Source organism: Bacillus sp. AR13-1 (assembly GCF_008042285.1).
GTDB classification, from domain to species: Bacteria; Bacillota; Bacilli; order Bacillales; family Bacillaceae_G; genus Bacillus_A; species Bacillus_A mycoides.
Genome location: NZ_QNUA01000033.1, coordinates 1 through 12,873 on the forward strand (window position 1 = coordinate 1; position 12,873 = coordinate 12,873).

Genomic DNA, 12,873 nt, shown 5'->3' on the forward strand with positions numbered 1-12,873 from the left:
TACTATTGAAAACTTGAAACGCTTTAGCTTTATGATGGCAAGTATATCCTGAACAAGAAATACCAATGAATTTTTGGATTTCATTTAACAAGAATTAACGTTATTCCATATATCAGCACGAATGCCTCTCTTTTATGAAACCCCTTAGCTACATTGTGGCAAGTACTATTGAAGACTTGAAACGCTTTAGCTTTATGATGGCAAGTATATTCTGAACAAGAAATACCAATGAATTTTTGGATTTCATTTAACAAGAATTAACGTTATTCTATATATCCGCACGAATACCTCTACTTTTATGAAACCCCTTAGCTACATTGTGGCAAGTACTATTAAAGACTTGAAACGCTTTAGCTTTATGATGGCAAGTATATTCTGAACAAGAAATACCAATGAATTTTTGGATTTCATTTAACAAGAATTAACGTTATTCCATATATCGGCACGAATACCTTTACTTTTATGAAACATCATAGCTACATTGTGGCAGTTACTATTAAAAACTTGAAACGTTATAGCTATATGGTGGCAACAACTCTTTAAATCTGAAACATAAACGCACTAAAATCTGTTCATATAAAAAAAAAAATTTTTTATTTAAATTAGTGCTAAACATTGATATAAAGCCATTCTTTAAAAAAACTAAAAAATCCCAATGAAATGCTATAGCTATATGATGGCAACAACATTTTTTTTAAAAAAACCTATGAATCCATATGTAACAAGGGTTTAGGTACATTTCAAGCGCAATGAAACATTGATTTCAAACATGAAACGCCATAGCTTTATGATGGCAACAATCTAAAAAAAACATGAAACGTATATAGCTATATGATGGCAATAGTCCCTTGACGTAAATTAACATGAAAACGCTATACCACAACATTTATGAATGAATTCTACACATTATTTAGTCATTTCAAAATATGAAACGTTATAGCTATATGATGGCAACAACTTTTAGACAAAAGTACTAAAAAACCTATCATATCAAGGTTTATGTGCTGTTTCATTCATTTCAGATACGTTTCATATTCAAAATACCTTATAGCTTTATGGTGGCCAAAAGATTTTTTTTGTGAAACGTTGAATCCCTTGTGCCTCTAAGGCTGAGGCTGCGTTTCACATTTTTGATTTTCCTCTTAAAGAGACACATTTCACCAAGATTCGATTTGATATAATCAAAATTGAATTTTTATATCCTATTTAGGTAAAAACTGAAACTCATAATAAGAGGAGGTGAAAAAGATGGCTAAACCTTTCGTTATAAAGAACAAACGTAGTTTAAATGGTGAAACAACAACTCCAGTATTAGTAACAATTAAAGCATGGCAAAAATTAGTGGAAGCTTTAGAAGGCAAATACTATAGCTTTAAAGATACATATCTAGAAGATATCGTAAATTCAATGTCTTACGAGGAACGAATTGCAGATGAAGAAGGGTTTGTTGAAAAAGCCAAACCATCTTTTTCACTTCAAATGAAAAATCTCTTCACTAAAGCAAATGGTAGAAAGCATAAGCTATATGGTATTACTAATGCAGATCTAGAAGTATTTCTATTTCTACATAAAAAATGTAATACCTATGGTGAACTTTCTCATGTTTCCATTCACATGCTTTGGGAGGACTACAAAAACTATAAAGAAGTATTTGCACATATTCATCATTCGCAATTCTATGTTGCGTTGAAAAAGCTTAGCTTACACAACATCATTGAAATTGAGAATGAATACAGTGGTAAATATAAAATTACATTAACTGATTTTATGAACAAGGAAACGAATAAAGCGAATCCTTACACGTTTATCAGCCCAATTGTATTTACAAAAGAGTTCTTCGATTTATCCATTGCTGCTAAAAAGCTATTTATTGATATCGCAATGCAGCAAAAACGAGAAACTACTTTGAAACGTTCACTATACAAATTTGATGAACAAGGACAACAGACTCATTTTGGCGGTATGTATCGCTTCTTACATAAGAAATACCCACATCAGATACGTTCTGTAATGGCTGAATTAACAACTAAATCAACTGCTACTGGATCTTCTTTGTTTAAAATTTGCAAATTAGAAAAAGGGAAAAAGAATAAAAAGCAGTATACAACACTGCATTTATCTGTACACCCTGATTTCCTGTGTAATAAGGAAATAGGGGAAGAGTATCGCGATCCATTTACACCAAGACTTACATATAAACGTAAAGCTAAGTTCATTGAAGAATCATTAGTTGAAATGAATATTGCAGAATTTACAAAAGATATAAACCAATTTGTAAATGTCTTAAAACATTCCTGTCATCGTCAAATCCGCCAAGTGATTCGTGGATTACGCGAAATGATTGATAGACAAGAGGGTTTCCCTAAAAATCTTGTTTATACACTAAGCAAATTATTAAAGCAGTCTTCTCAATATCGCGTATTAGATACAGCTGCTAAAACAGGTATTTATTCTCTGATTACACATAATGTGCCGAGAGAGAAACAAGAAGATGCGGTATTTAAATTTGGTACTCACTTCGCTATATATTCATTACAAAATGTTAAGAAGTTATTCTGTAAAGCGCATGACCTTCTTCATGCTACATATGCGGTTCCTGTGACTGAAGAAGCATACCATCGTAATTATATGCAGTATCAAGAAGAAACACTATTTAGGAAGTATGCTTTTGAGCAAGGCGTAAATGTTAACGCATATATTGCATTAGAAATTAAAATTCGTGAATTATTAAAATCTCATGGCCATAAAGAACATCATATTCCAAGTGATATTCGCGAACTGTTCATTGAAAAAATAGATAGATTGCCTAAGGAAAAAATCCGCGTAATTGAAGTTCCTAAAGACTTTAATTTAATCGATTTTCTTCATTCCTTAGAAGCTTATTACCGTAAAAATAGTGAAACACCATGCACGGTAGATCAGCTGCTTCCTGCAATGTAAAATTACATGCTCTCCTTTTTTGAAAAATCAAAGACGGAGGGCTATTCGTGTTGAAATTAGAAATTATATTCGTACTATCCAAACATAAAAGAGAGAGATTCTTAAATTTGAGTTAGAATACCTCTCTTTTTTTATACACTTCTATACAAAATTCCTAAAATATAATCAGTAATTCACAATTTCACTTTACTTTTTTCTGAACATTCGTTCTCTTTCTGGCATTTAATCTACTAAAAATCGTAAATATATATATTAATTCAGTGGATATCTTAATAATATTGTCCGAATGTGTACAATAAAATAGCTCAAAGCTTTATTTATAAACGTTTTATATATAAATCTACTTAAAATCAGAATGTTTTTTGTTAATAATGTTGATTTACTGAATTATATCTATAACTTACTTCTAAATGTTAATAAAATGTGGGTTATTTTATAGCGTATGTGGAAATCATGTTATTAACTTAAGCTAGACTACCATTAATCTTATATACACTTTTACGCATCAAAATGATGCTGATTATATGTAGGGTAAGTAATTCAACTTTATGATATTTTGTATATTTAGAGCGACGTAAAACGCAATAAATACATTTCCAATAAGTGTTTTTTTCGATTTTTTATGGTTCTATAACTTTGCAGACACTGTTATTACTGAGTTTGTAAGCCATTTTTCATAAGTATAATAGTTTTATCTTTATATTCTTTTTATATAAAAGATATATATTATATTAGGTTTTAACGTACTATCCGAAAAATGCGCATCTCTTGATTATCTAAAAGGTAATAGTCTTTCACTAAGTAAAAATAAATTTAAATACTTGAAGTTACTGATAGGATTATTTTATAAAAGATGTGTAATCAGTATGAAAAGGAAAATTAGTTCAAATAGAAGCATTATCAGTATGAACTAAAGGGAAGAGATGTATTAATTGCTCAGACAACAATTATACGCTGAGTTTATCCATATAGGTCTTAATTAGAAGAGACAATACAATATCATCTTAAATGAACAAACAACTCATGAGGAGTCGATAAAACCTATATTAGAGTAAAAAGAAAACTTATTTTGTCGAACAAGTCTGTCTAAGATCAAAAACACTTTATTTATACAGTGTTTGGTTTAGCTTCATAAGCTAGAAATGTAGAAAAAATTTCTACTCTATGTTTTTATAATTTAATTTTGTATCAGAAGCATCCAAAATTAAATTATAAAAATTATGGAAACCATTTGAAGTTTACAAGATTCCCTTTGTATATTGAAAATATGCCAATCTTTCTAAAGAAATGACAAAAAATATAGAATACTATATTTAATAAATCCTGTTTTAGAAATTAAAATAAGTAAAAACATTAGAATTAATTTTTGATCTTTCATACTTACTGCAGCAAGCTATTGAAGATTTAAGCTTAGTAAATTTCAAAGTTAATCCATTGGTAAATAAATGAATATTCAGTATCTATTAAGTGTAATTTCTATAGTAGAGTTACCTGGAAACTGATAACAGTTCACAGAAAACGAGTACGGCTATTGAAGATTTTTGTGTTGAAAAATACTAAGATTCTAGAAAACTATAAGAGGACATGACAAATAACCTTGCTGTATATGATTATTTTGAGCAAGGCTATTTGTCATTGGATTTTTTTAAAAATTTAGCTGTTCTCTTCTAAAAAGTTAAAGAAAATAAACTTACGATTATTATTTGCACCCAAAAGCGAGCTTGTCCTTTGGGTATTACGTTTTCTACGTTCTTGATTCTGTTTAGATTTTTGATTAAACATCTTTATGAAATGCGCAGGATTGCTGATTTCAGCTTTATTAAATTGAAACCATTGCACGCATTCTTCAATATCCCATCTTGTGTAGCGATCGATATCAGGTGGCAGTCTTAAAGCAATAATATACGCATCATTTTCGGAAAGATATGTTAGTTCTTGACTCAAAATGTAATAATATGCTTTTTTCTGATCATCACTTAAGTAATCGTTTAAGTCATGTAATCTGTTATTATCTTCTTTTGATTCAATACTTGAATTTGGTTTGACTTGCTTTTCTATGCTGAAAAGGTCTATAGAATAGGAAGTAACATTAAGTTTATAATATATTGAAAAGACAAATTTTCATTACTTTGGATATGTTGTTTTATCAAAGTGTTGATTGCCCAATAGCAAAAAATTACTTAGCCTCCAAGAATTTAACAAAATAGTGCACTATAAATTAGAATGTTTCTCTGAACTTATATTGGGTAATGTGTCTTGTGTTTGGAAGGAGGCATCACATGGAGAATTTAATGAAAAAGTTGTCGAAAATTAAAGAAGATAAAAAGATTAGCAGTAGACAACTTGCAAGGGATATTGGAACAAGTAAAACAACCATTGATAATGGACTTCAATGCAAAACTGAAGAGTTTAAATTTGAAGTATTTTTAAATTTAGTTCAGTACATTTGTAATAGTCCTGGAGAACAAAGGGAAATAATTAATGAATATATTCTTCTATGCAAAAGTCCATTAAATGTGAGAAAAGCATTATGCTATTGTCAGGCTATGGGAGAATACGATCTAATAAAGCAGATTATAGAAAAATATGCTGATACAAAAGGACTAAAGAAATATATAACGGTGTATAAGATTCAAAATAAAAGGAATCAAAACGTGGCAAGGGGGCAACAACTTCTTGATGAAATGTATGAAAAAGACTTTTCATCGGATGCTGAATGCCAAGCAGCACTAAATATTTTATATATGGAAGCTATGTATGATAAGCAAAATTACAATGCTGTTATCCCATATGCAGACAGAACAAAAGCAAACTTAAAGGAAGTCAAACAAGATTATATAAAACAGTGTTTACAAATGAAATATAAAGAAAGACTCGCATATATATATTTAATGAGAAACGATCTAGATAGATGCCGAAATACATGTTATGAAATTCTAGATTCTGAAATGGATATTTCTATAATTAAAGCAACAGCCTGGTGCTGTTTAGGTGAGAGTTTTATCTTTGAATGTCCTGATACAGCTGAAAAATATATAAAAAAAGCCATCTCTGTATGTGAGAAGGTTCAAGTTCCACAAAAGGCACAAAAGTATCTTGCATTCCATACCACTTTAGCACATTTGTATATAGAAAACGGGATTAATTTAGATAAAATAGAGTTTAATCTTATCCATAAATCTGAATTAGCATTTTATGAATGTATGTATGGAGATAGAGAAAAGGGTATTAAATTATACGAGGGATTGAGGAAAGACGGGAAAAAATTCACTTCTTTTCAGCGGTATTCATTTTCTAAAGTGAATAATGACATAATAGGATTAAAGAAATCTTTAGAATCTTTCGAATTGACAGGTAACATTTTTTACTCGCAATATGTCAAAAAGGAGCTATTAAAAGAAGAGGTGAAGTCAAGTGAATAAATTTTTTATCGTTACATTATATACTGTAATGATATTGACATCGTTTTTTCAACCAGAAATAACAGAGTCACAACAGACAAGTAAATATATTATGCATATGATGGTCGATCCCGGTGGGGGTTGAGCCAATAAAGTGAAAGAGACGCTACTTATTAGTAGCGTCTTTCGTACTTTTTAATAGTGGTTTATTATTTAATGACAAAAAAATTTCGTGCCATATTTACAAAAATACATATATATTCATATAAAATACGGGAGGGTTACCAAATGAGTCTTAATCAAGATTGGTTTAATGAAATGATTGATAAGGATAATCAAATTTTAGAAACTTACCGTGAATTATTGCTTTTAATTGGGAACTTTCAAGAAGAATAATACATTCTAGCTGTTTTTCAGTTTATTTTTAGTTTCAATTCTATGAGTTAAATATTTTGCATACTCAATTAACTCATTTTCTAATAATGGTTTATCTTTGTCTGGAATACCTTTATAGCTTTCGTATAAATCTTGGGCTAAACGTTCCACTACAATTTTTCGTTCTTCTGTTGTAAGCACTTCGCTATCACCAATTTTATGATTTAGGAGCCGGTCAGTACTTACATTAAAGTAAATGGAGATTTTTTGAAGTGTTTCGAAGTTGGGTTCTTTTCTATTGTTTTCCCAGTTAGAAATAGTACTACTTGCGACTCCTAATACTTCTCCAAGTTCCTTCATACTTAATCCTTTTAGTGTTCTTAGGATTCTGACGTTTTCTCCGAAATAATTCTGTATCATTTACTTCACTCCAATTTGTTTTTTTGTTTACTTAATGGATAACTTGAGACCTCTTTGATGGAAAAATTCACCATAGGGATAAAAAAGTTTCCTTAAGGGATTGACGTTCTCCTTTAAGGAGAATAGAATGTATGTAAGGGGGTGAAAAATTGTCTGTATTACGTAATGTCAGAGAAGCAAGAGGGCTCACAATTCAAGAAGTTTCGCAGGCTTCTAACATTCCAGTTAAAACGCTATATAACATTGAAACCGGAAAGAAAGGATTAATCGAAAAACGAGCCAGAGTTCTTGCTGATCTATTCAATGAACCAATCGAAAAATTCTTTTTTGCTACGTATTATCGAGCAAAATTAGAATGATACATCTTTTATGATAAACAATTATACTCTTATATTGTAAATGAACAATGAAGAAAAGCTATAATTTTATTGTTATTTTTAAGTTATTAAATCAGAAAATTCTGATTTAATTCGTTCTTTGAAAACTGCATATCATTTGAGGGAGCTGTTAGTATGTTGAAACGATCGTATCAAACGTTACTCATTGTCATGAGTATGCTTCTAATTGTCTTAAGTTTTGTATTTCCACTTACTAAGGCAAGTGCTGAAGTTATCAATCGTGAGAAGTACGAAATGGATTGGAGTTTTAGTCCCATGTATGGGAAAAACCTACGGACAGAGTTGCTGAAGAATACGAATGGGCAAATTGCGTATTGCTTAACGTATGGAAAATTAAGTCCTAACGGTAATGATCTTCCGGAAATGGGGCGTACAGTTGATGTTGTGTATCGGGTTCTTCTAAATGGATATCCACAAAAGAGTCCAGAAGAATTAGGTGTTTCTAACTGGAAAGAAGCGCATTATGCGACACAGCTTAGTGTTTGGGCAGCGTTGGGTCAAATTGACATTAATGAAGTTCAGCATCGTAATGGAAATGTTGCGAAAGCTGTAAAAGCTATTATTGGTGGTGCGAATGCAAGCCAGGAAACACAAGACCTGTACATGAATGTAACACCAACAGACAATCAAGAAGCAAAGTTAAACGGTGAGTACTTTGAAACGACAGTGTATCAAATTGAAAGTAACGCTAAGAACGGTGTATTTACAGTTCAACTAGCTAATGCACCGAATGGAACGAAAGTTGTTTCTACAAAAGGTGAAGCGAAACAACAATTCAATTTAGGAGAACAATTCCGTATTCTAATACCGAAATCCTCTCAAACAGGTAACTTTTCCTTAAAAGTAACATCTAATCTTTCTAATTTGCAGGCAGTCGCTTATCAAGGAACTGATAAAGTCCAAGATGCAACAGTCCTTTTAGAAAAAAATGAGGAAAAAGTGAGTGCCGATTTACAAGTAAACTGGAAATCTCTTGGTGGATTGAAAGCTGTAAAAGTGGGAGAACAAAAAGAATTGCTACAAGGTGCAGTATTTGAAGTCATGAACAGTGCTAATCAAAAAGTAGGCACAATGACTACAAATGAGCAAGGTTCAGCAAGCCTTTCTGGTTTAGAAATCGGAACTTATACTCTTAAAGAGGTAAAATCACCTACTGGCTATGTAATGAATGGGCAGCCACAACAGATTGAAGTGAAAACAGGTGAGGTTGCAACAATTACAGTACAAAATACGAAGGTAAAAGGAAACATGGAGATTAAGAAATTAAGTGACAGCGGAAAAATACTTCCAAAAGTAGAGTTCACAGTGTATACAGCAGAGGGAAAAGAAATCACAAAAGCAACTACAAACGAGCAAGGGATTGCACAAGTGAAGGATCTTCCGTATGGAAAGTATTATTTTGTTGAGACAAAAGGGGTAGAAGGATACTTTCTTAATCAAACAAAATATCCATTTGAGATTAAAGAACAAGGAAAAACGCTAGCTTTCACAGTCGAAAATAAAGAAGTAAAAGGAAATGTGCTACTTATAAAATTAGATGGAGAGAATCCAGGTGGAAAATTAGAAGGTGCGGTGTTCGTTCTTCAAGATAGTAAAGGGAAGAAAATTAGTGAACACAAAAGTGATAAAAACGGCTTAATTGAAGTGAAAGACTTACCATTTGGAGCATATTCATTTGTTGAGAAGCAAGCACCAATTGGCTATGTGTTAAGCAAAGAACTTATTCCTTTTAGTATCTCGGAACAAGGAAAGACAGTCATGCTAACAGCGCAAAATAAGCGAATCATAGGAGAGTTGGAGATTAGTAAGGTAGATATTGCGGATGGCAACAATAAACTTTCAAACGCTGAATTTACTATCTTTAACGAGCAAGGAAAAGAAGTTGCAAAAGGAAAAACGGATGAAAATGGTATTGCAAAATTCAAGCTTCCATATGGAAAGTACACGTATAAAGAAACATTCGCACCAGACGGCTATTTACTGAATGAAGAAATATTTTCTTTTGAAATTAAAGAGAATGGTCAAATTATTAAGCACACAGTGAAGGATCAGAAGAAACCGACACCACCTACACCAGAGACACCAAAACCAGAACAACCAGAACAACCACAAAAACCACAAAAACCAGAAATACCACAAAAGCCAGAGCAACCAGAAGCACCACAACCGCAGGTACCGGAACAACCAAAAGTAACCGAAAAACCTGTCATTCCACAACTAGAGAAACCACAACAGATTGTTATGAAACCACAACTAGAACAAACACAAAAGAAAATCGAAACGTATCTTCCGACAACAGGCGGTAAAGCCGAAAATCCATACATAAAATGGATCGGTCTTGCATGTGTCGTACTTGGCTCAATTGGAGCTGTATTTGCAGTAAGAAACCGTAAGAAAGCTCAATCATGATATGAAAGAATATGAAGCTCATTTTAGTTAAGTAGATGAAAATCCGTTAGGCTTTGCTATTGGATTTCGAAATGCATGTATACTCGTGATCCTCATTTGGACAGTTATTTTTTGGATAGGGAGCAAGATATAAGTAACCGAGAGGGAGATGGAATGAAATGTCAGGAATCTACATCGGTAATGTTAAACAAAGCCCTATTAATCCATTGGATATAAAGAATATATATGAAAAGGAAAAAAATCTATTGGTTTTAGGGAAACCTGGAAAAGGAACGAATCATCGTAAAGGTGATTGGCTTTCTAAAGAACTCATGCAAGCTATTTCTATCGCTCAAACTGTAATCAAGCCGAAAGAACGTTATGATTTCTGGATAGAATCCGCTACAAAATTATTGGCAGGAAGTATCTTGTACTTAAATCAACGGCATGGAGATTTGTACTATCTAGATTTAGAAAAGGTTAGGAAATTTGTACAACAAGCAAAAGAAAATGATAACTATCTTTTGGAGTTAAGTGAGTTATTGAAGAAAAATCATCCAGCCTATCAAATATTTAGCGTATTAGCCTTATCAGTAAAAGAAACAAGGCAATGCACAATCAATACACTTTTACGAATTTTAGATGAGCAGCAAGAACGACATGAGAAGTTAGAAAAACAGAGAGAGTATTTTTGGTTTCAGTACTAGTCATAAGCGGAAAATGAAATAGGAAGGAGTGCAACGCATGTTAGGCGTAGCTAAGGAGTATACAAAGGTGATTAGAGCGTTGAAAGAATTGAATGAAGGGGAAAAGGTTGCAGGGGTGATAAAAGCTCGTTTTGGAGCTTATAAAACGGTCATAGAAGGTGTGAAAGAAAACGCCAACGATTTTATTTTCATTTTTGATCCAAAAGGTATCTTTTATGAAGATACTCATCACGAAAAACGAAAACAGGGGTATCACATAATTAAACATGATTTATTAACTGGTTATGAAACGCTACAAATGGATGTAAAACAAAACTCTGTTGTGTACATTAGTGTAGAAACGGAAACAAGTACGTATCAAGAGAGAGGAGAAGCATTGTCAAATTTTCTTCAGTATCTAACAGAATGCAAGAATATAAGACCAATTCACCTGGTATTTCATCAATATGATTTGTACCCGATCCCTCATATGGAGCAGTTTTTGAAAGAAAGCGCAACATACCACATCCAGCATTCAATCGTAGTTGAATCTCAATCCGCATTACAACACATATACGGAAAAGAAGCAGCGCAACGCATCATAACCTCGTATAACACAACAATCCTAGCATGATATGAAGCACTCGTTCACTATTTCATCCTATCTAGATGGCTAGAAAACTATACAAGGGAGAAGCGCTTTTCTCCCTTCTTTATCAAAAATAGGAGGCGTTCATATGGGAAAAGAACAAAGGCTCACATTCTATGATATTGCCGCATCACAAGCTCATAGTGTCAAAACTTTTGATGGAAAAACATACGAACTGAAAGGAACCATTGCAATTGAAAATAGCACAGGAAGCATTGAAAATGTAGCTCAAATTTATTATCAAGTTCGTTCGGTGAGGGATGAACATCAAAATTTAATTGCCAAACGGAAACATAAACAAGCGGAACTAGTAGCTGTCAAACAAAAATGTAAATAAAAAAAGCGATTTTGAAGTGTGCTGAGAACATAGCACAAAGTAAGTTGTTCTTTGACAATTTAGATATATATTGTGTATCTCTTCCTTTCAGTAATGATGTAGAAAGGTGAAATATACAATATATATGCGTGCCTCCCCTCAAAAGGTCACTAGAGGGGTTAGGTATACGATTATCGTTGGGTGAGTAAGAACGTAAAACTCATCTGTGACCAATGGAAAATGCATTGTATCAAAAATCTGTTTGCGCTAGTGATCGTGAGGAATATCCCATTTTGACATTCTGAAGAAGCGATGAACCATACAAACAGTAGATACATAAGGTTCTACGTTCATGCCAAAATACGTAGTGCGGTATTGGGCATATAGAAGCTAGGTCGGGGTTAGTTTCTATACGCATGCCAATACAGGGTTCGTCATTCCAGCCATAAATGATATTTCCATTTTCTATCCCGATTTCCTATAAATGTTATAAAATAAAGACAGATGTTGAAGTTTAAACGTGTCTCATCACACTTCAAAATCGCTTATAAAAATATGACATAGGGAGGAACATGCATGAGTCGTAAAGGGTGGATCATTTCCGCTGTTGTTGGACTGTTAATTGCAATTGGTATTGGTTCAACATTTGTCTTTAGTTCGGGAAAAGGGGAAGTAATGGAACTTAGTCCGTTAGAAATGAAGAAGTTCATGAGTGAGGATGGTACTGGTTTTGTTATGTTGAATAATGATAAAAAAACAAGAGAAGATATCCTCTTTAATGTTGGAAAATTAGCAAAACAAAACAACGTCCAGGTGAAAGAATTATTTGGAGGTAGAGAAGATGTACCAAGAACAAGTAATCAGCACGACTTTGGTTTGTCACAAAAACGTGATACCCTTGCCTACTATGAAAAAGGAGAGTTGAAGAAAGCAATTAAGTTTGAAAAAATTAAACCATCTGAATTTGAAAAAGAAGTGGGGTTCTTTATTCAAAATTGCAAAGAACAATATTAGAAGTAATCACATAATCATTGAAAGGTGGTGATATAGTGGCGATTACACAGAGAGAATTAAAAAAAGAAAAAGATATGGTAGCAAACCTATTAAGAGCCAATGGTCAGGATTATAACCATTGGCTTCATTTACATCATCAGAAATACATTGAAGAAAATCAAGATTTAGTAATGAAAGCTTTACAGGCTTATAAAGCAACATCAACAGAAGTAAAGGAAGACAGCAAGGCGAATGAATCAAGTCAGCTTAGTAATGTATAAGCATTTAAAAATGAAAAGGGAGTGAA

General features: G+C 32.5%; 10 protein-coding genes and 1 pseudogene. 9 read left to right on the top strand and 2 right to left on the bottom strand.

Annotated features, from left to right (window positions below; genetic code table 11):
- Nucleotides 1-1,248 precede the first annotated feature (1,248 nt).
- Complete coding sequence (locus DN408_RS21485; protein WP_002191653.1) at nucleotides 1,249-2,940, top strand: hypothetical protein; 1,692 nt, start codon at nucleotides 1,249-1,251, stop codon at nucleotides 2,938-2,940.
- A 1,653-nt stretch (nucleotides 2,941-4,593) separates the two neighbouring features.
- On the opposite strand, the pseudogene DN408_RS21490 reads toward DN408_RS21485, so the two are convergent.
- Nucleotides 4,594-5,022, bottom strand: a pseudogene (locus DN408_RS21490) (Replicase RepFR55); the annotation flags it as partial.
- 209 nt (nucleotides 5,023-5,231) lie between these two features.
- Here DN408_RS21490 and DN408_RS21495 point away from each other — a divergent pair.
- On the top strand, nucleotides 5,232-6,362 hold the full coding sequence (locus tag DN408_RS21495; RefSeq protein ID WP_078178829.1) for an AimR family lysis-lysogeny pheromone receptor: 1,131 nt from the start codon (nucleotides 5,232-5,234) through the stop codon (nucleotides 6,360-6,362).
- A gap of 381 nt (nucleotides 6,363-6,743) precedes the next feature.
- Here DN408_RS21495 and DN408_RS21500 read toward each other — a convergent pair whose 3' ends face one another.
- The gene (locus tag DN408_RS21500; RefSeq protein ID WP_016105639.1) at nucleotides 6,744-7,136 is read right to left on the bottom strand and encodes a helix-turn-helix domain-containing protein; all 393 of its coding nucleotides are present in this window, start codon (nucleotides 7,134-7,136) and stop codon (nucleotides 6,744-6,746) included.
- 149 nt (nucleotides 7,137-7,285) lie between these two features.
- Between DN408_RS21500 and DN408_RS21505 the strand changes: the two genes are divergently transcribed.
- The 7 genes from DN408_RS21505 (at nucleotide 7,286) to DN408_RS21535 (ending at nucleotide 12,847) form a co-directional block, all read left to right on the top strand.
- Nucleotides 7,286-7,495, top strand: coding sequence for a helix-turn-helix transcriptional regulator (locus tag DN408_RS21505; RefSeq protein ID WP_016105640.1), 210 nt, complete (start codon nucleotides 7,286-7,288; stop codon nucleotides 7,493-7,495).
- 153 nt (nucleotides 7,496-7,648) lie between these two features.
- Entirely contained in the window at nucleotides 7,649-9,943 is a 2,295-nt protein-coding gene (locus DN408_RS21510) for a SpaA isopeptide-forming pilin-related protein (RefSeq protein WP_147740390.1), read from the top strand.
- Between the two features lie 158 nt (nucleotides 9,944-10,101).
- Entirely contained in the window at nucleotides 10,102-10,629 is a 528-nt protein-coding gene (locus tag DN408_RS21515; RefSeq protein ID WP_233154297.1) for a type IV secretory system conjugative DNA transfer family protein, read from the top strand.
- A gap of 37 nt (nucleotides 10,630-10,666) precedes the next feature.
- Entirely contained in the window at nucleotides 10,667-11,242 is a 576-nt protein-coding gene (locus DN408_RS21520; protein WP_078178823.1) for a TraM recognition domain-containing protein, read from the top strand.
- Nucleotides 11,243-11,345: 103 nt separating this feature from the next.
- Nucleotides 11,346-11,594, top strand: a complete 249-nt coding sequence (locus DN408_RS21525; protein WP_033728777.1) for a hypothetical protein — start codon at nucleotides 11,346-11,348, stop codon at nucleotides 11,592-11,594.
- Between the two features lie 555 nt (nucleotides 11,595-12,149).
- A complete protein-coding gene (locus DN408_RS21530) occupies nucleotides 12,150-12,587 on the top strand; it encodes a hypothetical protein (RefSeq protein ID WP_078178824.1) in 438 nt (145 codons plus the stop codon).
- Between the two features lie 35 nt (nucleotides 12,588-12,622).
- A complete protein-coding gene (locus DN408_RS21535; RefSeq protein WP_001018798.1) occupies nucleotides 12,623-12,847 on the top strand; it encodes a hypothetical protein in 225 nt (74 codons plus the stop codon).
- Nucleotides 12,848-12,873: the final 26 nt, after the last annotated feature.

Excerpts from the sequence above, each read along its gene's own strand:
- DN408_RS21485 (WP_002191653.1), top strand. The coding sequence starts at position 1,249 with ATGGCTAAACCTTTCGTTATAAAGAACAAACGTAGTTTAAATGGTGAA.
- DN408_RS21495 (WP_078178829.1), top strand. The coding sequence starts at position 5,232 with ATGAAAAAGTTGTCGAAAATTAAAGAAGATAAAAAGATTAGCAGTAGA.
- DN408_RS21500 (WP_016105639.1), bottom strand. The coding sequence starts at position 7,136 with ATGATACAGAATTATTTCGGAGAAAACGTCAGAATCCTAAGAACACTA.
- DN408_RS21510 (WP_147740390.1), top strand. The coding sequence starts at position 7,649 with ATGTTGAAACGATCGTATCAAACGTTACTCATTGTCATGAGTATGCTT.
- DN408_RS21515 (WP_233154297.1), top strand. The coding sequence starts at position 10,102 with ATGTCAGGAATCTACATCGGTAATGTTAAACAAAGCCCTATTAATCCA.
- DN408_RS21520 (WP_078178823.1), top strand. The coding sequence starts at position 10,667 with ATGTTAGGCGTAGCTAAGGAGTATACAAAGGTGATTAGAGCGTTGAAA.
- DN408_RS21525 (WP_033728777.1), top strand. The coding sequence starts at position 11,346 with ATGGGAAAAGAACAAAGGCTCACATTCTATGATATTGCCGCATCACAA.
- DN408_RS21530 (WP_078178824.1), top strand. The coding sequence starts at position 12,150 with ATGAGTCGTAAAGGGTGGATCATTTCCGCTGTTGTTGGACTGTTAATT.